Here is a 19,421-nt window from a genome sequence, read left to right as displayed (position 1 = left end):
ATGGAATCAAACAATTTATATCTTAGAAAGACAGTAGAGGAAGATTGTAGATATTTTGAGGAATGGGAAAAACAAGATTTTATTAAAGAGTTTTTAAATATTAATGATTCTCAATGTTATAATGATATTGTAAATGAAATGAAAGAAAGAGAAAAAGACAAATCTAAAGAACTGTATACTATAATGTTAAAAACTAAAAATGAACCAATAGGAAGGGTTTATCTTTCAAAAATAGATAATAGTTTTAATTCTATTGATATTACTCGAATATATATTGGAGATAAAAATAGCTTAGGAAAAGGTTATGGCAGGGAATTAATGGAAGTATTGCTTAGTTACTGTTTTGAAGTTCTTGAAATGCAAAGAGTTACACTAGACCATTATCCAAATAACAAAAGGGCATCACATTTATATCTAGAGTTAGGGTTTAAATATGAGGGAATAATGCGGAATGCAGCGAAAAAAAACAATCAGTATTTTGACCTTCATTTAATGTCAATGTTGAGAGAAGAATATTTAAAAAATCATATAAAGTTAAAAAATGAAAAAAATAATTGAAAAATTTGAAAAAGGTAGTATAATAAAAGTACATTTGTAAATGAAAATTTATAAATGCCTCTTAAATTTTTTGCCTCAAGCCGTGGTTGTTAACCACGGCTTGCCCTTTTCGTACAGCAGTGTATACATTACTCTTAAGTAAATGTTTTATATTTTCCCATGGTATTTTAACTTCAAAAACATTACTAAGGTTAGATGAAATTTTATTTGAGTTAAAATAAATTGTTAAATGTGAGCTGGAAAAGCTATATCCATCAAAACTATATTGAAAACTTGTGTTTATGTCATCAATAAACCAATTTACAATTTTTTTATCTATATCGTTTATGCTTTTGAGATAATCTTTTGATATTTCACTTAACTCATAAATATAGTTGCTTTTTTCATTAAAAAAATTATTGAGATATAATTTTTTGCCAGAATGCAAATTATATGTCATTGTAAAAATATCAGAACGAATAAATGATTTGCCTTGTGAATAGTTAGTTTTAAATATAAAAGATGCAATATCATTATTTGCTTTTTCCACTTTATATTCAATTAGTAAATTTAATTTATCATCTAAATTTTTAGGTATATAGTATTTAGCATCATATTCTAGTTTATTAATGTGCATATCTACAAGGGCTTTTAATTCTTTATTAACCTTTTTATTTTTTGTGACGGGATAATAAGCAGCAACATCAAATTTCTCACATGTATTCATAACAGATTCTACATTAATATCTTTAAATATCTCTACATTTGAAAAAGTAATTTTATTTGATGCATTTTTCATCAATGAAAAACATGCAACAAATATGCAGAATATAAATATGATAACCAATATTTTTTGGTTAAAAAAAGAGTGTGCTTTTTTTATCATAAATAATACCCCTTTCCAATACATTCTATATAATTAGTATATGTTTTATAATGCGAAATAGGATAAATTGTGGTAAATAGTTATAAATAAGTTGACAAAAAAAATATATGATATTATATTATTAAATATACAATGCATTAAAATTGAAAAGAGGATTGGTAAAACATGAATTACGAAATTGTAACAGATTCATCAGCAAATCTTACAGAAGAGTTAATTGAGGAATATAGAATACATATAATTTCATTGTTTTTTATATTAGATGGTAAAGAATATTCAAGCTACATAAAAGGTGAAAAAACGGATATAGGCAAATTTTATCATATGATGAGAGATGGAAAAGCTATGACTACTTCCACAGTTAATATGTCAGCTTGCGAGGAAGTTTTTGAAAGTATATTGAGTAATGGAAAAGATGTTCTTTATCTTGGATTTTCTTCTGCTTTGAGTGGTACTTATAATACAGCTTCTATAATGGGTGAAAAACTTAAAGAGAAATATCCAGATAGAAAGATATATTCCGTTGATACGCTAGCTGCTTCCATGGGGGAGGGTTTACTTGTTTATTATGCTGCTAAGCAAAGGAAAGAAGGAAAAACGATTGATGAGGTTAAGGATTGGGTTTTACAAAACAGATTGAATTTATGTCATTGGTTTACTGTTGATGACTTATTTTTCCTTAAAAGAGGAGGTCGTATTTCAGCTACTACTGCTATAGTTGGTACAGCTCTTTCAATTAAACCAATTCTACATGTGGATGATGAAGGAAAATTGGTTCCTGTAGGAAAAGTAAGAGGCAGGAAAAATTCTCTTAATGAATTGGTTAAGGAAATGCAAAAAACCTGCATTAGATCCCAGGAACAAACAGTTTTTATATCTCATGGAGATTGTATAGAAGATGCGGAATATGTTAAAGAATTAGTACAGAGCAAGCTAAATATCAAGGATGTTGTGATAAATTATGTAGACCCTGTAATAGGAGCTCACTCAGGCCCTGGAACTGTAGCTCTATTTTATATTGGGACGAATAGATAAAATAGAAAAAATAAATTAAAATTTAATTAATGAAAACTACAAATTGAACGCAAGGAAATTTGTAGTTTTTTTAATTATAATTAATATATGAGAACTGATTGTTAAATTTAGCATAAAATAAATTAATCAGCAATTTAATGCTAAATTTATGATAATGGAGGTTGACATGCCTACGATATATTTAAGTCCATCTACACAGCAATTTAATGAGTATGTAAATGGGGGAAATGAAGAGCAATATATGAATTTAATAGCGGATGCTATGGTTCCGTATTTACAATCTGTAGGAATTGAATTTACAAGAAATACACCTGATATGACAGCTGGTTCATCAATTAGACAGTCAAATGCAGGAAATTATGATTTTCACTTAGCCATACATTCAAATGCTTCTGGAGAAGGTCAAGCAGGACAGAATAGGGGCGTAGTTGTGTTTTATTACCCAGGAAGTTCAAATGGTAAAAGGGCTGCAGAAATTATGGCACAAAACTTTAGAAATATTTATCCAAATCCAGAGTTAGTTCAAACATTACCTACAACAACTTTAGGAGAAGTGTCAAGAACTAAAGCCCCATCTTCTTTAATAGAAGTTGCATATCACGATAATGTAGAAGATGCAACTTGGATTAAAAATAATGTTGATTTAATAGCACAGGCTTTAGTACAATCACTTGTAGAATACTTTAACATGCAAAGCAACATACCTCAAAATGGAATTCAACAACCAAGAAGGATGGGAACTGTTACACTTCAAAGTGGTTATTTAAATATAAGAAGCGGACCATCTCTAAATTCTCCGGTAATTGCAATGGCACCTAATGGTTCAACACTAACTATTTTAGGCCAATCAGGAGATTGGTACAATGTAGATTACAATGGAACAATTGGGTATGTATCTGCTAATTATATTGTCGAATAAAGTTATTTATAAAAGACCTACGAGGAACGTAGGTCTTTTATAAAATTCATAAAAAAAGATATTGACAAAGCTAGTTAGCAGTGGTAAACTATCATTAAGTTAGCAATTGCTAACTTAATGATAGTTTTTTATTGAAAGGAGTTTATTATGCCGCTGACAATGGCTAAGGTAGGAGAAAGCATGACTATTAAGAAAATATTGGGTAAAGATGATACGAAAAAACATTTAGAAAGTTTAGGTTTTGTATTGGGTGAAAATGTAACTATTGTATCTGATAATGGTGGAAATATTATAATTGTAGTTAAAGATACAAGAGTTGCATTAGATAAGAAAATAGCTAACAGAATATTGGTTTAAATATTATAGGCGGAGGTAATAATGAAAACACTAAAAACAACAGTATGTGGCAATACAGTTAAAATTGTTAAGCTTTTAGGTGAAGGTGCAGTAAAGAGAAGGATAATGGATATGGGAATAACTAAAGGAACAGAGGTATATGTAAGAAAAGTAGCACCTTTAGGTGATCCATTAGAAATTACGGTTAGAGGTTATGAACTTTCTCTTAGGATGGAAGATGCGAATTTAATTGAAGTTGAATAAAGTAGATATTTTTAAAAATGAGTTAGCATAAGCTAACATAGGAGGTATTAATGATTACGAAAATTGCACTTGCAGGAAATCCAAATTCAGGCAAAACAACACTTTTTAATGAATTAACGGGCAGTTCACAATATGTGGGTAACTGGCCTGGAGTAACAGTAGAAAAAAAAGAAGGTAAATTAAAAGGGTATAAGGATATTACTATAGTAGATTTGCCGGGAATTTATTCCTTGTCTCCATACACATTAGAAGAAGTAATTACAAGAGATTATTTAATTAAGGAAAGACCAGATGTAATAATAAATATAGTTGATGGAACAAACTTAGAAAGAAATCTCTACTTGTCATCACAATTAACAGAACTAAAAATACCAATGATAATAGCTCTTAATATGATGGATATAGTTAAAAAAATAGGAACCGAGATAAATGTTGAAAAATTATCTAATGAGCTAAATTGTCCAATAGCAGAAATTTCAGCTATTAATGGTCTAGGAGTTAAGGCGTTAATGAACAAAGCCATAGAAGTAGCTAAAAAAAATAGTTACAATTTGATTCAAAACAAATTTAGCAAACCTGTTCAGGATGCCATCTCTGAAATAGAGAATATTTATGATAATTATGATTGTACCCAAAATTCTGAGTGGTTAGCAATTAAGATTTTTGAAAGAGATGCAAAAGTTGTAAAAGATATTAATTTACCAGAAGGTATTAAAACAGAAATTGATACTATAATTGACAAACTTGAAAAAAAATATGATGATGATTCTGAAAGTATCATAACTAATGAACGATATGAATACATAGGAAAAATAATAAAGGAATGTGTTGTAAAAAAAATTAATAGTAACACGACTGTATCAAATAAAGTAGATAGTATTTTAACGAACAAATGGACTGCTCTCCCAATTTTTTTTGCAATAATGTGGGTTGTTTACTATATATCAATTACAACAATTGGAGATATGACAATAGGATATGTTGAATTAATTGTTTCATTTATTCAAAATTCTGCAGAATCAATACTAAATTATTTAGATGCATCAGTATGGACGATAGATTTAGTGGTAAATGGTATTATTGGTAGTATTGGTGCAATATTTACATTTGTGCCACAACTTATGATTTTATTCTTTTTCTTATCACTTTTAGAGGACAGTGGATACATGTCAAGAGTAGCGTTCATTATGGATAGAATATTCCGTAAATTTGGTCTTTCAGGCAAGTCTTTCATTCCTATGTTAATAGGAACGGGGTGTTCAATACCAGGATTAATGGCAAGTAGAACAATAGAAAATGAAAAAGATAGAAAGATGACAATTATGCTAACTCCGTTTATACCATGTGGTGCGAAACTACCTGTTTTTGCAATGTTTATAGCATTAATGTTCCCGGATGCTTCATGGGTTGGGCCTTCAATGTATTTAATAGGGATTAGTGCTGTAATCTTTTCAGGTATTATACTTAAGAGAACAAGGTTATTTGCTGGAGAACCAGCTCCATTTATAATGGAGTTGCCAAATTATAAGCTTCCAAGATTAAAAGGTGTATCGATTCATATGTGGGAAAAAGGAAAGTCGTTTATAAAAAAAGCAGGAACGATAATATTCGTAGCATGTACAGCTCTTTGGTTTTTGCAAAGCTTTAGCTTTTCATTGGAATATTTAGGAGCTGAAAGAATCGAAGAAAGCATGTTGGCAAGCTTAGGGGAAGCTATAAGATGGATATTTATACCACTTGGATTTGGAGAAACTTGGGCTGCATCTGTTGCTTCAGTTACTGGTCTTATCGCTAAAGAAGTTGTAGTAGCAACTTTTGCGTCAGTAGGAAGTGTTATTCCAATAGAATTTACACAGGTAACAGCTTTTGCATTTATGATTTTCACATTATTTGCGGCTCCTTGCTTTGCAGCTATAGGTGCAATTAAAACAGAGATGAGAAGTTGGAAATGGACGCTTATTGCAATTGGATATCAAACGGGGGTTGCATATATTGTAGCATTTTTAATAAACGTTATAGGAAGCTATATGTTAAAAGGAACTAATGCAACTCAAAAAAAGGTATTGGATATATCTATAATGGAAGAAGTATCAGAAAATGCTGTAGTAAATGGAGATATAGTATTGATAGTATTTGGTGTATTTATTGCTATTTCAATTATTACTGTAGTTGCTAATAAATTTAAAACTATAAAAAAATATGCTAAAGCATAAAAGTAACATGAATTTATAAAAATATGCTTACAAAAAAAATAAAAACTACTGTAGCTAATTTACAGTAGTTTTTAAATATTCCTTTATTTGTTGAAAACTTTCTTCACTAATTACATGTTCGATTCGACAAGAATCATTATATGCATTTTCCTTAGAAACACCTAAGACATTTATTAAAAATTCAGCTATAAATTTATGTCTTTCGGCTATTTTTTCAGCAGTAAGCTTTCCTTTATCTGTAAGCAATATATGTCCGCTTTTATCTATTTCTATGTAATTTGATTTTTTTAAAATGCTCATGGCACGACTAACGCTAGGCTTTGTATAGTTTAGTTCATTAGCTATATCGATTGAACGAACATATCCATTTCTACTATAAAGAAGTAATATAGTTTCTAAATAATCTTCACCAGACTCATGAATCATATAAACACCTCGTATTTTATATTGTTATATCAATTATAACATAAGAGAAATACCATATCAATAAATTAGCAATAAAAAAACAAATCTAATTTTAGCTAAGTAAAAGTAGATTTGTTTTTACTCTTTATGGTGCGGTCGGGGGGATTTGAACCCCCACGAATATACATTCGCTAGCCCCTCAAGCTAGTGCGTCTGCCGTTCCGCCACAACCGCAATTTTACAGCGCTTTATTATTATAAATGATGTTTTAGATTTTGTAAAGAAAAATTTTATATTTTTTTTATATTTTTATTTTATATGTTTTAAATTTACCATTTAATTAAGAAGTGACAGTAAATAAAGTGAGTGAGTGAAAATAGAGCGATAAGCAGTTTTATCTATTCACTCTATTTATTGTCACTATTATTTAAGTTTATATTTTTCTAATCTTCTATATAAAGTTCTTCTAGAAATACCTAAAATTTTGGCTATTTCATCCTTGGTAAACTTTTCATTAAGATATCTTTCAATCATTTTCTTTTCTATTTCAGGTATTTTATGCAAATAGGTGTCATTTGTTGTTGAAAGATGTTGATTGTTAATATTGATGTATCCCTTAATATCGGTATAAGTTATTTCATTACATGGAGATAATTGAATGGAACTTTCTAAAACATTTTGTAATTCCCGTACATTTCCTGGCCACTGATAATTTAAAAATACTTCTTTTGCTTCTTTTGAAAGGTTTTTTAAAGGTTTGTTAAATCTTGAGCAAATATTCTTTAAAAAATAATCTGTTAGTATTAATATATCTTCAGGTCTTTCTCTTAATGGAGGAATTTTAAGCTTAATTACACCAAGTCTATAATACAAATCTAACCTGAATTTATTTTTTGAGATTTCTACTTCTAAATCTTTATTTGTTGCTGCAATAATTCTAATATTGACTGGTATGAGTTTGTTTCCTCCTAATCTTACAATGCTTTTTTCTTCAATGACTCTCAATAAAGTAACTTGTAAATCTAAAGGGATATCACCGATTTCATCCAAAAATAAAGTTCCTTGATCAGCTAATTCGATTTTACCTATATTACCACCTTTTTTTGCACCCGTAAAAGCTCCATCTTCATAACCGAAAAGTTCGCTTGAAAGAAGTTCTCTTGGTAATGCAGCGCAATTTATAGCAACAAAAGGGTTGTTTTTACGGTGGCTTTCATTGTGTATTGCTTGGGCTAGTACATCTTTTCCTGTACCGCTTTCGCCAAGAAGCAATATGTTAGAACTTGAATATGATGCTATTTTTGCTTTTTCTATTATTTTTTTAAAACTATCATTACTAGTGATAATGTTATGGAAAGTCATTTTATTACTACGCCCAATCCATTTTTTGACTAAATGGTTACTTCTCTCATATTCTCTTATGATCAAAACATTTCCCTTTTCTAAATTATTTGAACTTTTAATAGGAGTCGATGTTATATTACATTTTATTTTCGTTTTACCACTACTTATAACAAAAAATTCATCTGTTATTGTAATTTCTTTTGTTACTGTTTCAATAAAATATAAATTATCATTACTGTTACCTAGAACAGAAAGGAGGTTTGAACCAACTAAATTATCATGGTTTAAACTGAGTAAGTGTTTGCATTTCTTATTGATAAAAGTAATGTTTCCTACATCATTAATTGCAATTACACCATCAGACATAGAATTTAGGATAACCTGTTGATATTGATAAATTCTTTTTAGTAAAATTGCTGACTGTATTTGCTTAGCTGCGACAGAAACCATTCCAAGGGTATGTTGATTTTTTATTTTATCGTAAGGTGCAACCATCCCAATAACACCTATTATTTTGTCATTTTCGAAAATAGGACAACCTGAAGCTGTGGATACAACATTTGATAAACAGTAATGTTCATAACCGTAAAGTGATATAGGTTTTGACAATTCTATGGCCAATGTTCCAGTGTTTGTTCCAACTAAATCTTCATTCCAAACTGACCTTTCGATTAGATTTGATTTTTGAGCCCACTCCATGGATTTCTTGTCTCCTAATACTTTGAGTATAACTAAATTAGGATCAGTTAGACATACAACAAATCCTGTATCTTGCATAAACTGGACAAGGTTTTCCATAACAGGAAAAGCACAATCAATTAGGTCTTTAGATTTTTGGAGAGCATAAGAATATTCTTCTTTAGAATACAGATGAAACGTTTTCTTTGAATAGGCTGATACTTGATTTTTAAAGCTTCTGTCCCATGAATGAAGTATTTCAGGTCTTAGCATATTTCGTAATTCTGGGTTTTCATGAAGCTTGTGCCACATTTTTTTAATTTCTTCCAATGACATATTACTATAATTATCGTTCATGTTTTTCACCCTTTATTATTTTTATATTTTAAGTATATCATGTCAAATAAAAGTTGTAAAATAAAGTTTTAATAAACAAAATAACTTAGAAGTTTACTAAAAATTAGATTCTAACTCTAGTTATATAATTATACTTATTAATATCAAGAAAATGAATAAAGGAAATGAAAATTTCTAATTAATTTTAGTATTAAAATGTGACATAATGTCACATTTATGCCAATATGTCAATTATTAGTGCCATTATGTCACAAATTAATTTAATAGTAGTATTAAACCTATGGCATAGTTTTTGCTAATATAATTCATATGTAAAATAAATTAGGAGGAAGTTATGAGGACATTTGAAGAGTATAAAGAGAAATTAAAAAATATGAGGCCGAATATTTATATAGACGGTAAACTTAGAAGTAGGGATGATGCTTTGTTAGAACCAGGTATCAACACTGTAGGAGTCACTTTTGATGCGGCTCGAGATCCTGAGTATGAAAATCTTGTTACTACCACATCTCATCTTACAGGAGAAAAGATAAATAGATTTAGTCACATATACCATAGTCAAGAGGATCTTATGTCTAAGCAAAAAATGATTCGTACTCTTTGTGGGAAAGTAGGAGGATGCATCCAAAGATGCATGGGATGCGATGCTATAAACGCTTTGTATGGTACAACTAAAGAAATAGATGTTGCCTATGGTACTGATTATCATGAGAGACTTGTGAAATATTTAAAGTATTATCAAGAAAATGATTTAATCGGAAATGCTGCTCAAACAGATGTTAAAGGTGACAGATCAAAACGACCTTCGGAACAGCAAGATCCAGATTTATATCTCAGAATAGTGGAGAAAAAGGAAAATGGAATTATTGTATCTGGATGCAAGGCTCATAATACTATTGCACCTTATGCAGATGAAATTATTGCTATTCCAACAAGAATGATGGGTAAGGAAGAAAGTGACTGGGCAGTGGCGTTTGCTATACCAGCAGATACCGAAGGAGTTACATTGGTATGTAGGTCAACATCACCTAGACCGAGAGTTAAATATGATGCACCTTTTACTAAATATGGAGCATGTGATTCAATGACTGTATTTGATAATGTTTTTGTTCCATGGGAAAGGGTATTTATGTGCGGAGAGACTAAGTTTGCGGGTAGACTTGCTTTGGCTTTTGCAAACAATCATCGTTTCAGTTATTGTGGATGTAAACCAGCAGTAACAGACATAATGATGGGGGCTACAGCATTAGTTGCTGACTATAATGGGATAGGTAAAGAGCCACACGTAGTGGATGAGGTTGCAGAATTGATGGTAACAGCAGAAATAGTATATGGATCAGGTGTCGCAGCTGCAGCTACATCTAAGAAAAATGCTGCTGGCGCTTTAGAGCCAAACTTTCTTTACAGCAATTGTGGAAGATATTTTGCAGGGGTAAATATATATCATGAATACGAAATACTCGCTTCAATTTCAGGAGGATTGCCAGCAACTTTACCACCTGAGAATGATTTCATCAATGAAGCTACAAAAGAATATATGGAAAAATATATCATGAGAAATCCAGAAATTAGTGCGGAAAATCAACATAAATTATTCAGATTTATATCTGACTATTCATGTTCATCTATGGGAGCGGTATATCAATATGCAGGAGTACATGGAGGAGGATCTCCTATAATGGAAAAAATAGGAATAAGAAGTTTTTATGATATTGAGTCCAAAAAGAATATTGTCAAATATTTAGCTGGAATAGAAGATGATGAAAAGTAAAAAAGGTAAGAAAGAAGGTGCAAAATGAATAAACAATCCTATGATTTTACGGGTAAGGTAGCTATTATTACAGGTAGTACAAAAGGGCTTGGATATGGAATGGCGATGCTTCTTGCAAAAAACGGAGCGGATGTGGTAGTCAATAGTAGGCATAATGATGATTGTGAAAAAGTAGCTGAAGAATTGCGTAAAATTGGAAGAAAAGTATTGGCTTTTTCTGCAGATGTAAGTAAAAGAGAACAAGTGGAAAAAATGATAGATAAAACAGTAGAATGTTTTGGCAGAATTGACATATTGGTTAATAATGCTGGAGTTGGTATTACCAAATCTTCTTTTGATGTAACTGAAAAAGAGTGGGATGAAGTGATAAATATTGATTTGAAAGGTGTTTTTTTTACTTCTCAATTGGCAGGAAGAGTCATGGCTAAACAAAAGAGTGGAAATATAATAAATATTGCATCTCTTGGAGGGGTTATATCTTCAGCTAAACTGGTACCTTATATGGCTGCTAAATCAGGAGTTATACATATGACAAAAGGATTGGCGGTAGAATGGTCTAAATACAATATTCGAGTAAATGCTGTCGCACCTGGATATGTTCCGACTCCAATGACAGAGCCGATTTTGAAAGATGAGAAAAGTTACAAAATATTAACTGGATTAACTCCAATGAGGAGATTGGGAGAGGTTGAAGAGATAGCAAATGTTGTGATGTTTTTAGCATCAGATTATTCGAAGTATATTACAGGTGAGACCATAATTGCTGACGGTGGAAGGCACACATTGTAATAACAATTATTATATGAGGAGATTTCTTGATGAAGTATTTGGAAACGTATAAAAATAAAATGGTTACAGCTAAAGATGCTGCAAAAATTGTTAAGTCAGGTGATTGGGTACATTATGGAAATTTTGTTATGGCACCATTGGGTTTTGATAAAAGTCTTTCGGAAAGAAGAGATGAGCTTAAAGATGTAAAGATATCAGCAGTATGTTTTCCGGGGATTGCAGAAGTAGCCAAATGTGATCCTTTAAGAGAACATTTTATATTTAACGACTGGCATTTTAGTGGAGGTAGTAGAGTTCTTCATGACAAGGAGCTATGTTATTATATTCCGATGGTTTATCATGAAGGTCCATTTATATATGAGAAATATTTAAATCCTGATGTTTTTGTTACAACAACTTCAAAGATGGATGACAAAGGATATTTTAATTTCAGTGTTTCTAATTCAATTCACTCAAGCGTGGCAAAAAAAGCTAAAATAGTAATAATTGAGGTTAATGAGGAGGCTCCTATATGTTTAGGGGGAAATAATGAATCAATACATATTTCGGATGTTGATTTTATTATTCAGGAGAATAGCAAACCATTGATTGAAGTTATGAGTCCTGAACCTGATGATGTTGATCAAAAAGTTGCAGAGTATATTGTGGAATTGATTGAAAATGGATCTATTATTCAACTTGGGATAGGGGCTATGCCAAATGCTGTAGGTAAAATGATTGCCAAATCTGATCTTAAAGATCTGGGCGGTCATACAGAGATGCTGGTAGATGCTTATGTAGATATGTATGAATCTGGAGTAATGACAGGTAAATGTAAAAAGTTTGATAAAGAAAAAATGGTTTATACATTTGCTATGGGAAGCCAAAAACTTTATGATTTTATCAACCGAAATCCTGCCTGTGCAAGCTATCAGGTGGATTATACTAACGATCCTTTTATTGCATCAAAGCATGATAAACTTATAGCTGTAAACAATGCTATAGAGGTGGATTTATATGGTCAGGTTTGTTCGGAATCTTATGGAACTAGACATATAACAGGGACGGGAGGGCAACTTGATTTTATTTATTCAGCTTTTCATTCAATAGGAGGAAAAGGTATTATATGTATGTCATCAAAGGCATCGAATAAAGATGGTAAAAGCAACTATAGGATAGTTCCTACTATTAAAAATGGAGGTATTGTAACTGTTCCGAGAAGCATTGTGAATTATATTGTAACAGAATATGGGGTTGTTAACCTTAAAGGAAAAACAACTTGGCAACGTGCAGAGCTTTTGATTGATATTGCTCATCCGGATTCAAGAGACGAATTAATAAAAGAAGCGGAGAAAATGAAAATATGGGTTAAAAGCAATAAAAAATAACAATAATGTAATGCAATAATACAGGAGGCAATCATATGAAAAGAAAAATAACAAAGGTAGCTATTATCGGTTCCGGAACCATGGGGTCAGGTATAGCTTCACATTTGGCGAATATTGGTATTAAAAGTTATCTATTGGATATTGTTCCAAAGGAACTGACAAAAGAGGAAATTGATAAGGGTCTGTCATTGCAGTCGCCTGTTGTAAGAAACAGGATTGCATCAAATAATAAAGAACTGTTTATAATAAAAGCCAAACCAGCAGCACTCATGGATAAAAATAGCGAGAACCTTATAATGATAGGCAATATGGAAGATAATCTAAGTGTTTTATCCGAATGCGATTGGATTGTTGAAGTTGTTTCTGAAAAACTTAGCGTAAAACAAACAGTACTAAAAAAAATATTTCCTTATATTAGACCTAAAACTATAGTGAGTAGCAACACTTCGGGTATTTCTATAAATGATATAGCAAAGGATATGCCAATTGAATTTAGACAATATTGGTTGGGTACACATTTTTTCAATCCTGTAAGATATATGAAATTAATGGAGATTATACCTTGTGATGATACTTTGCTTGAAATTGTAGAGTTTATGAAGGAATTTGGAGAAAAAATCTTAGGTAAGGGCATAGTAATATGCAAAGATACACCAAATTTTATTGCAAATCGCGTAGGGGTAAGTCTTGGAACTAATATAATTAATTTGATGTTAGATATGAATTTAAGCATTTCAGAAGTAGATGAAATAACTGGTACATTAATGGGAAGACCAAAAACAGCAACCTTTGCGCTATATGATTTAGTAGGATTGGATATTGGAGTAACTTCTGCTAATGTTGTTCATGACAATGTATTGGACGAAGAAGAAAAAGCAAATATAACATTTCCTCCGTTTGTTTATAGAATGTATGAAAAAAATATCCTTGGAAATAAAACTAAAGGTGGTTTTTATAAAAGAAATGGGAAAGAGAAATTAATGATAGATCCTACAACATTAGAATATATACCACTTAAAAAAGCAGAATTTGAAAGTTTAGAAAAAGCAAAAACATGCAAATCTTTACCTGAAAAGCTGGAGACACTTTTTGAAGGGCAAGATAAAGTTGCAAAATTTGTTTGGGAGCATATGAAGTCATATTTTATTAATACATGCAAAAAAATTCCGGAAATAAGCGATAATATCTATAGTATTGACAGGGCGTTACGATGGGGTTTCAATCATGACAAAGGACCTTTTGAAGTATGGAATGGTTTAGATATTGAAAAGTATGTCAAACGTATGGAGTTAGAAAACTGTGATGTTCCTGCCTGGGTAAAAGAAATGATTTCATTAGGATATAAATCTTTTTATTTAACAGAGAATGGCAAAGAATATTGTTATTCAATTATTGAGAAAAAATATGTACTTGTACCAGTGACTGAAAAAGAAATTAACCTAAAAAGACTTAAAGCTGAAAATAAAGCTATAAAATCAATGAGTGCAGGAACTATCTTTGATATAGGTGATGGTATCGCATGTCTTGAAATGCATACAAAAACTTCTGCTATAAATGAAGAGCTTCTTGAAGTCATAGGTATAGCTCAAGATGAGCTTAATAAGAATTGGGATGGAATGGTAATTACAAGTAGAAACAAAAACTTCTGTGTAGGAGCAGATTTAAATTTAATACTTTCTTTTATAAAGAATAAAAAATGGTCGGAAATAGATGCAGTTTTAAAGACATCTCAAGATATATATATGAGAAATAAATATTCGTATAAGCCAGTAGTTATAGCACCTTTTGGGATGGTTTTAGGAGGTGGATGTGAAATAGCAATACAAGGTTCAGCAATACAGGCTTACAGTGAAACCTACATGGGTCTAGTAGAGCTTGGCGTAGGACTGATACCTGCTGGAGGTGGTGTAAAAGAAATGACACTAAGGGCTACTGAACGTGTTAAAGGTACTGATGCTTTTACAAACGAGTTTATTTTACCTTATTTAATGAATATAGCAATGGCAAAGGTGTCTACAAGTGGTAAAGATGCAGAAAATTTGGGGTATATAAAAAAAACTGACTCATTTACTATGAATGAAGAATTACTTATTTATGATGCAAAGAAAAAGGCGCTTGAACTGATAGATAGAAATTATGTTCCACAATTCTGTAGATCTTTTCCTGCACCTGGTATCAATAACAATGCAGCAGCTTTGATGCATGCAAAAGTTATGAAAGATGCATGTATGATAAGCGAATATGACATGCATTTAATTGAAAGAGTGTTATATATAATGACAGGAGGTAATGTAACAGGAGGAACATTAATTAATGAGCAGTACTTGTTGGATCTTGAAAGAGAAGTATTTGTAGACCTTTGCAAAGAAAAGAAAACCCAGGAAAGAATTATTAGTATGTTGACTAAAGGTAAGCCATTACGTAATTAATTAGGAGGAATCAAAATGAGAGAAGCAGTAATTGTATCCGCAGTTCGTACCGCAGGTGGTAAAGCACCTAAAGGTACTTTAAGAGACACAAGACCTGAATTTTTAGGCAAGTTATGTATGGAGGAAGCTATAAAAAGAGCTAATATCAATCCGAGTAAAATAGATGATGTTATTTGGGGGTGTTCAACTCCAGAACAATCATTAGGTATGAATCTTGCCAGAATCACATCAATTTACGCAGGTATTCCTAAAGAAGTTCCTGCTGTTACAGTTAATAGATTTTGTTCATCTGGTCTTCAAGCTATAGCTTTTGCAGCAGAAGGTATTATTAGTGGAAGATGTGAAATTGTCATGGCTGGTGGTACAGAGCATATGAGTTTGGTTAGTATGGGAGGCTTGTTGAGACCTAATGCTGATATTTTGAAGGACGATGAACTGAGCAAAGTATATACTACAATGGGTCAAACGGCAGAAAATGTAGCTATAAGATATGGTGTGAGCAGAGAAGAACAAGATGAATTTGCTTATCATAGTCACAAAAAAGCGTCTTCTGCAATAAAAGAAGGAAGATTTAAAGAGGAAATAGTTCCTATACCTGTAGAAATGAGTTTATTAGGAGATGATAACAAAAAATTAGAAAGAAAAACAAATTTCGAAACGGACGAAGGCGTAAGACATGATATAACTATGGAAGGATTATCTAAACTTAGACCCCTGTTTGTGGCCAAAGATGGAAGTGTAACAGCAGGCAATTCATCTCAAACTACAGATGGCTCATCAGCAGTAATAATGATGTCAGCAGACAAGGCAAAAGAGCTTGGATTAAAGCCAAGACTTAAGTTTTTGGGTTTCTCTGTAGCTGGATGTAGTCCTGATGAAATGGGTATAGGTCCAGTATATGCAATACCAAAGGTTCTCAAACAAACAGGATTAGAGCTTAAAGATATAGGATTGATTGAACTTAATGAAGCATTTGCGTCCCAATCTATTTACTGCATTAGAGAATTGGGAATTAATAAAGATATTGTAAATGTTAATGGAGGGGCAATTGCTTTAGGTCACCCGCTTGGTGCTACAGGAGCTAAGTTAACTACTACTTTGATGTATGAAATGGAAAGAAGGCAGGTTAGATATGGTATGGTAACCATGTGCATAGGAGGAGGGCAAGGAGCAGCTGGTATATTTGAACTTCAATGATTTGAAAGGATTATAGGTTGCCTTAATAAACCTAAATATATCATATAAGGATCAAAAAATGGAGTATAAGTACATATTATTCGATGTGGAGCAAGGGGTAGCAACTATATCACTAAATAGACCTGAATCTATGAATAGTTTAAATCTTGAAATAATTGAAGAAATTTCAGTTGCTGTTGATGTATGCTCTCAAGATCAAAATACTCGTGTTGTAGTATTAACTGGAGTAGGCAACGTATTCTCGGCTGGAGATGATATTAAAATTATGGGGCTGAGTAAAAATAAAACAAAAGAAGAAATAGCAGAAATTATTGAAAAGCACGGCTATCCAATGATAATCAAAAAAATAATGTCATTGAAAAAGCCTGTCATAGCAAAAGTAAACGGTATTTGTTATGGTGCAGGTGGAGAACTTGCATTGGCTTGTGATTATATAATAGCTTCAAAAGAAGCAAGCTTTGGACAAATGTATATTAATGTGGGATTAATAGGAAATACGTATTTGCTTCCTAAGCATGTAGGGGTAAAAAAAGCACTTGAATTAATATGGACAGGAAAAATAATAAGTGCCGATGAAGCATTGGGGATAGGCATGATAAATAAAGTTTCAACAGTTGATATGATAGATATGGAAACAAAAAAAATAGCCATAAGATTATCAAAAGGACCAACTTTGGCGTATGGTTTAACAAAGGAATCTGTATATGAAGGGATGAATTTAGACTTGGAAAAAGGGCTAAAATTAATGACGAAAGCACAAGGCATTCTAATGAAAACAAATGACCATAAAGAGGGTGTTGCTGCATTTATAGAAAAAAGAAAGGCGGAATACAAAGGAAATTAATACATACCTACTAAATTCTTAATTACCTTTTTAATCTTTTGAAATCGCAAAATTATAGTAATTATAAAAAAAGCTTTTCTGTATGCCTGAAAAAATATATAATAGAACGATGTACACTGGTTTCAAAAATTATTAGATGCGATTTCAAAAGCCCATATAAATTAACTGAACTATATTATTGTATTACTGAAAATTAAGGAAATGCAAAACAGATCAAAATCTATTAGTAGAAGAAGGAGAATTTTATGGAAAGAATATGGTTAAAAAATTGGCCTGAGGATATGCCTAAAGAAATCGTTTACCCTGACGGAGAAATACCGGTGCACGAATATTTAAAAATTAATGCAAGGGAAGTTCCGGATCATATTGCAATTATTTTCTACGGAACAAAAATTACTTACAAAGAACTAGATGAATCTTCAAATTGTTTTGCAAACTATCTAATATCTAAAGGAATAAAAAAGGGAGACAGAGTAGGAATATATTTAGGAAACTGTCCTCAATATATAATAGCTCATTTTGGAATACTGAAAATGGGAGGCATTGTTTGCCCAATTAACCCAATGTTTAAAGAAATGGAGCTTCAGTATCAAATTAATGATGCTGGAATGTCCCTGGTTGTTGCATCAGATTTTCAATGTTTTCATATAAATGGGATAATGGATAAATTGCCGACAGTTAAGAGAGTTGTATGTACGAATTTTAACGACTATCTACCGGAAAACCCATCTTTGCCTATTTTGGAATATATGAAGATTAAACCTTTTTCTGTAGAGAATGTTGATAAATTTTGCGAAATTATGAAAAATGAATCGTCTGCTGAAATATATGTAAAAGTAAATATGGATGACCTTGCTCTGTTTGAATATACAGGTGGAAGTACTGGACTTCCAAAAGGAGCTATGCATAGTCACAGATCCCATCTTTTTAAACCTTTGGCATTTCTTTATGTGAGGTCTCTCAATCAAAATTCAGTAGAAATAACACCAATGCCATACTTTCACATTGCAGGCATGGGCATAATGATAGGAAATATTTTAGCAAAAAGCACAAATGTATGCCTTGCTCAGTTTGAGCCATCAACTACTCTTATGGCTATAGAGAAATATAAAGCAACTCATATATACACAGCTGTTCCGATGAATCTTCAAATGATGAATCATCCTGAACTGAAAAAATTTGATTTATCCAGTTTAAAAATTAATCTTACAACTTCTTTTGTAGTAAGTCTTAACGAAACAATTGCAAAAAAATGGGAGGAATTGACTAATGGATGTATGTTGATAGAAGCTGCTTATGGATTAAGTGAAACTCATACAGCGGACACGTTTATGCCGAAAAATAATAATAAGTATAGTAGTGTTGGAATACCAACATATGGTACTGATATAAAAATACTTGACATTAATGACAAAGATAAAGAAGTTTCTTTAGGTGAACAGGGTGAAATAGCAGTTAAAACACCAGGACTAATGGTAGGATATTGGAATAAACCTGAAGAAACAGATAAAGCTTTTAAAGGTGGATACCTGTTGACAGGAGATATAGGAAAATTCGACGAAGATGGATACTTATATTGGCTTGGACGATTAAAGGAAATGATTAAGGTTTCTGGACATTCTGTTTTCCCAGAAGAAGTTGAGGCATTGATGAATCAACATCCTGATATTGTAGAAAGTGCTGTAATACCAGAAAAAGATGATAAAAAAGGAGAAGTTGTTAAAGCTTTTGTTGTTATAAAACCTGATAAGAAAGGTATGGTAAAAGAACAGGAATTAATTGACTGGGCTAAAGAAAACATGACTCCTCACAAAGCACCGGTATATATAAGGTTTAGAGATGAACTACCTAAATCAGGTGTTAAGCTTTTGAGAAGGATTTTAAGAGAAGAAGAGGAAGCAAAGTAAAATAAGATTCTTGAGGCTTTAGTATTGACTGAAGCCTTTTTTTATGCATTTTTCTAAAAAACAAATAAATTGAAAAATAATTGAACTTGTTATTACGATTTTACTAGTTTCACTTTTATAGCTTTTTTACTTGTATAAATGAG

The 19,421-nt window shown here is 31.5% G+C and carries 16 protein-coding genes and 1 tRNA gene; 13 read left to right on the top strand and 4 right to left on the bottom strand.

Annotated features, from left to right (window positions below; translation table 11 throughout):
* Complete coding sequence (locus tag J2Z76_RS03895; RefSeq protein ID WP_209510694.1) at positions 1-558, top strand: GNAT family N-acetyltransferase; 558 nt, start codon at positions 1-3, stop codon at positions 556-558.
* Positions 559-619: 61 nt separating this feature from the next.
* Here the strand turns inward: J2Z76_RS03895 and J2Z76_RS03890 are convergent, their stop codons facing one another.
* A complete protein-coding gene (locus J2Z76_RS03890; protein ID WP_209510693.1) occupies positions 620-1,423 on the bottom strand; it encodes a hypothetical protein in 804 nt (267 codons plus the stop codon).
* 165 nt (positions 1,424-1,588) lie between these two features.
* Here J2Z76_RS03890 and J2Z76_RS03885 point away from each other — a divergent pair, with 165 nt between their 5' ends.
* From J2Z76_RS03885 to feoB, 5 genes are all read left to right on the top strand, one after another.
* On the top strand, positions 1,589-2,458 hold the full coding sequence (locus J2Z76_RS03885; RefSeq protein WP_209510692.1) for a DegV family protein: 870 nt from the start codon (positions 1,589-1,591) through the stop codon (positions 2,456-2,458).
* 166 nt (positions 2,459-2,624) lie between these two features.
* Entirely contained in the window at positions 2,625-3,377 is a 753-nt protein-coding gene (locus J2Z76_RS03880; protein WP_209510691.1) for an N-acetylmuramoyl-L-alanine amidase, read from the top strand.
* A gap of 147 nt (positions 3,378-3,524) precedes the next feature.
* Positions 3,525-3,734 carry a FeoA family protein gene (locus tag J2Z76_RS03875; protein WP_209510690.1) on the top strand — a complete coding sequence of 70 codons (210 nt, stop codon included), beginning with the start codon at positions 3,525-3,527 and terminating at the stop codon, positions 3,732-3,734.
* Positions 3,735-3,755: 21 nt separating this feature from the next.
* A complete protein-coding gene (locus tag J2Z76_RS03870) occupies positions 3,756-3,977 on the top strand; it encodes a FeoA family protein (protein ID WP_209510689.1) in 222 nt (73 codons plus the stop codon).
* 50 nt (positions 3,978-4,027) lie between these two features.
* Positions 4,028-6,190: a ferrous iron transport protein B gene (feoB, locus tag J2Z76_RS03865; protein ID WP_209510688.1), complete on the top strand. Its 2,163-nt coding sequence runs from the start codon at positions 4,028-4,030 to the stop codon at positions 6,188-6,190.
* Between the two features lie 54 nt (positions 6,191-6,244).
* Here feoB and J2Z76_RS03860 read toward each other — a convergent pair whose 3' ends face one another.
* The 3 genes from J2Z76_RS03860 to J2Z76_RS03850 form a co-directional block, all read right to left on the bottom strand.
* Positions 6,245-6,616: a metal-dependent transcriptional regulator gene (locus tag J2Z76_RS03860; RefSeq protein WP_245210313.1), complete on the bottom strand. Its 372-nt coding sequence runs from the start codon at positions 6,614-6,616 to the stop codon at positions 6,245-6,247.
* Positions 6,617-6,743: 127 nt separating this feature from the next.
* Positions 6,744-6,829 (bottom strand) — tRNA-Leu (locus J2Z76_RS03855).
* Between the two features lie 189 nt (positions 6,830-7,018).
* On the bottom strand, positions 7,019-8,974 hold the full coding sequence (locus J2Z76_RS03850) for a sigma-54 interaction domain-containing protein (RefSeq protein WP_209510687.1): 1,956 nt from the start codon (positions 8,972-8,974) through the stop codon (positions 7,019-7,021).
* Positions 8,975-9,308: 334 nt separating this feature from the next.
* Here J2Z76_RS03850 and J2Z76_RS03845 point away from each other — a divergent pair, with 334 nt between their 5' ends.
* The 7 genes from J2Z76_RS03845 (at position 9,309) to J2Z76_RS03815 (ending at position 19,278) form a co-directional block, all read left to right on the top strand.
* Entirely contained in the window at positions 9,309-10,745 is a 1,437-nt protein-coding gene (locus tag J2Z76_RS03845) for a 4-hydroxyphenylacetate 3-hydroxylase family protein (protein ID WP_209510686.1), read from the top strand.
* Between the two features lie 24 nt (positions 10,746-10,769).
* On the top strand, positions 10,770-11,534 hold the full coding sequence (locus J2Z76_RS03840) for an SDR family NAD(P)-dependent oxidoreductase (RefSeq protein WP_209510685.1): 765 nt from the start codon (positions 10,770-10,772) through the stop codon (positions 11,532-11,534).
* 29 nt (positions 11,535-11,563) lie between these two features.
* Positions 11,564-12,901: an acetyl-CoA hydrolase/transferase family protein gene (locus J2Z76_RS03835; RefSeq protein WP_209510684.1), complete on the top strand. Its 1,338-nt coding sequence runs from the start codon at positions 11,564-11,566 to the stop codon at positions 12,899-12,901.
* A gap of 35 nt (positions 12,902-12,936) precedes the next feature.
* Positions 12,937-15,330 (top strand): 3-hydroxyacyl-CoA dehydrogenase/enoyl-CoA hydratase family protein, encoded by a 2,394-nt coding sequence (locus J2Z76_RS03830; RefSeq protein ID WP_209510683.1) that lies wholly within the window; start codon positions 12,937-12,939, stop codon positions 15,328-15,330.
* 15 nt (positions 15,331-15,345) lie between these two features.
* On the top strand, positions 15,346-16,527 hold the full coding sequence (locus tag J2Z76_RS03825; RefSeq protein WP_209510682.1) for a thiolase family protein: 1,182 nt from the start codon (positions 15,346-15,348) through the stop codon (positions 16,525-16,527).
* Positions 16,528-16,585: 58 nt separating this feature from the next.
* Entirely contained in the window at positions 16,586-17,371 is a 786-nt protein-coding gene (locus J2Z76_RS03820; protein WP_209510681.1) for an enoyl-CoA hydratase/isomerase family protein, read from the top strand.
* Between the two features lie 245 nt (positions 17,372-17,616).
* Positions 17,617-19,278 (top strand): AMP-binding protein, encoded by a 1,662-nt coding sequence (locus J2Z76_RS03815; protein WP_209510680.1) that lies wholly within the window; start codon positions 17,617-17,619, stop codon positions 19,276-19,278.
* Positions 19,279-19,421 lie beyond the last annotated feature (143 nt).

The organism is Sedimentibacter acidaminivorans, from assembly GCF_017873955.1.
GTDB classification, from domain to species: Bacteria; Bacillota; Clostridia; order Tissierellales; family Sedimentibacteraceae; genus Sedimentibacter; species Sedimentibacter acidaminivorans.
Note: the sequence above shows the minus strand (reverse complement) of the source record. Positions and strands in the feature narration are given on the sequence as shown.

Excerpts from the sequence above, each read along its gene's own strand:
- J2Z76_RS03835 (WP_209510684.1), top strand. The coding sequence starts at position 11,564 with ATGAAGTATTTGGAAACGTATAAAAATAAAATGGTTACAGCTAAAGAT.
- J2Z76_RS03860 (WP_245210313.1), bottom strand. The coding sequence starts at position 6,616 with ATGATTCATGAGTCTGGTGAAGATTATTTAGAAACTATATTACTTCTT.
- J2Z76_RS03875 (WP_209510690.1), top strand. The coding sequence starts at position 3,525 with ATGCCGCTGACAATGGCTAAGGTAGGAGAAAGCATGACTATTAAGAAA.
- J2Z76_RS03840 (WP_209510685.1), top strand. The coding sequence starts at position 10,770 with ATGAATAAACAATCCTATGATTTTACGGGTAAGGTAGCTATTATTACA.
- J2Z76_RS03890 (WP_209510693.1), bottom strand. The coding sequence starts at position 1,423 with ATGATAAAAAAAGCACACTCTTTTTTTAACCAAAAAATATTGGTTATC.
- J2Z76_RS03895 (WP_209510694.1), top strand. The coding sequence starts at position 1 with ATGGAATCAAACAATTTATATCTTAGAAAGACAGTAGAGGAAGATTGT.
- J2Z76_RS03845 (WP_209510686.1), top strand. The coding sequence starts at position 9,309 with ATGAGGACATTTGAAGAGTATAAAGAGAAATTAAAAAATATGAGGCCG.
- J2Z76_RS03825 (WP_209510682.1), top strand. The coding sequence starts at position 15,346 with ATGAGAGAAGCAGTAATTGTATCCGCAGTTCGTACCGCAGGTGGTAAA.
- J2Z76_RS03815 (WP_209510680.1), top strand. The coding sequence starts at position 17,617 with ATGGAAAGAATATGGTTAAAAAATTGGCCTGAGGATATGCCTAAAGAA.
- J2Z76_RS03885 (WP_209510692.1), top strand. The coding sequence starts at position 1,589 with ATGAATTACGAAATTGTAACAGATTCATCAGCAAATCTTACAGAAGAG.
- J2Z76_RS03820 (WP_209510681.1), top strand. The coding sequence starts at position 16,586 with ATGGAGTATAAGTACATATTATTCGATGTGGAGCAAGGGGTAGCAACT.
- J2Z76_RS03850 (WP_209510687.1), bottom strand. The coding sequence starts at position 8,974 with ATGAACGATAATTATAGTAATATGTCATTGGAAGAAATTAAAAAAATG.
- J2Z76_RS03880 (WP_209510691.1), top strand. The coding sequence starts at position 2,625 with ATGCCTACGATATATTTAAGTCCATCTACACAGCAATTTAATGAGTAT.
- J2Z76_RS03870 (WP_209510689.1), top strand. The coding sequence starts at position 3,756 with ATGAAAACACTAAAAACAACAGTATGTGGCAATACAGTTAAAATTGTT.
- feoB (WP_209510688.1), top strand. The coding sequence starts at position 4,028 with ATGATTACGAAAATTGCACTTGCAGGAAATCCAAATTCAGGCAAAACA.
- J2Z76_RS03830 (WP_209510683.1), top strand. The coding sequence starts at position 12,937 with ATGAAAAGAAAAATAACAAAGGTAGCTATTATCGGTTCCGGAACCATG.